A 1,280-nucleotide genomic window follows, 5' to 3' on the forward strand; every position below is an offset into this window, starting at 1 on the left:
CCCGCCTTCGACCAGGCGGTGCTCGGCAAGAAGGCCGGCAGCCGGCTGCTGGTGGTGGCGCCGCCGGCGGCGGGCTTCGGCACCTCCGGGAACACCGCGGCCGGGGTGGGCGGCCAGGACACCGTGGTCTTCGTCCTCGACATCCTCGACGTGGTGCCGCCGGACTCGACCGTCTCCGGGGAGATGACCCAGCCGCCCGCGACCGCGCCGCAGGTCAAGGACAACGGCAAGCAGGCGCCGACGATCACCATCCCGGCCGGGCAGAGCCCGCCCACCGAGCTGCAGACCTACGTGCTGATCAAGGGCGACGGCAAGCCGGTGCAGTCCGGGCAGCAGCTGCTGGTGCAGTACACCGGCGTGCTGTGGTCGGACGGCTCGCAGTTCGACTCCTCCTACTCGCACGGCGGCGCGCAGGCCCTCCAGGTCGGCACCGGCAGCCTGATCAAGGGCTGGGACCAGGGCCTGGTCGGCCAGACCGTCGGCAGCCGGGTGATGCTCGTGGTGCCGCCCTCGCTGGGCTACGGGAACCAGTCCAGCGGCCCCGTCCCGGCCGACGCCACGCTGGTGTTCGTCATCGACATCCTGGCGGCCGTGTAGCGGCCCGCCCGGGCCCGGGGCGTGCGCGGGGCGCGCCCCGGGCGGTTCCGAGCGCGCCCCGGGCGGGTTCCGGACGGGCCGGGGGCGGGTTCCGGACCGGCCCCGCGGAGGTTCCGGGCAGGTTCGGGAGAGGCCCGCGGGAGATCGGTCCCCGTACGACCGGTCCGACACGCCCGGGGCCGGGTGACGGGCACAACGATCGCGCACCGGGAGGGCCCGTCCTCATGCGGACCTGACATACTGCTGGCGTTTTCGGCACCGTGGCAGCGCCGTCAGGTCCGGCGAGGGCGTGGCGGGCGAGATGGATGGGGAGCAATGTCTGAGAAAGCGTCGAGCCCGGGCGAGGCCGGTACCGCCGCCGACCCCGCGGCCGCACGGCCCGGCGGCCCGCTGCCCGGCGACGGCGAGTCGATCGTCGTCCCGCCCGCGATCCTGAAGCAGCAGGCCGGCTGGGGCCAGGCCCCGGCCCGTCCCGCCGGCGAGAAGGACGAGGAGCCGCAGGTCTTCGCCTCGACCGTGCGCCGCAAGGACCTGTCGGAGGCCGGCTACGACGAGGACCCGCCCGGCGCCGGCCGCCTGGGCGCGATCCTCGGCACCGTGCTGGCCGTCCTGCTGGTCGGCAGCTGCATCACGCTCTACATGGTGAACAAGGACGACGGGAAGTCCGCCGCGGCCTCCACCCC

1 protein-coding gene and 1 pseudogene are annotated in these 1,280 nt (G+C 74.8%); both read left to right on the top strand.

Going from position 1 to position 1,280, the window contains the following annotated elements:
* Positions 1-597 (top strand): FKBP-type peptidyl-prolyl cis-trans isomerase (locus ABZ641_RS37985; RefSeq protein WP_359989191.1); only part of this gene is annotated, 597 nt, incomplete at its 5' end.
* Between the two features lie 315 nt (positions 598-912).
* Positions 913-1,280: pseudogene (locus ABZ641_RS37990) on the top strand (FKBP-type peptidyl-prolyl cis-trans isomerase); the annotation flags it as partial.

Origin of the sequence: Kitasatospora sp. NPDC007106 (assembly GCF_040634455.1) — a bacterium.
Classification (GTDB): Bacteria; Actinomycetota; Actinomycetes; order Streptomycetales; family Streptomycetaceae; genus Kitasatospora; species Kitasatospora arboriphila.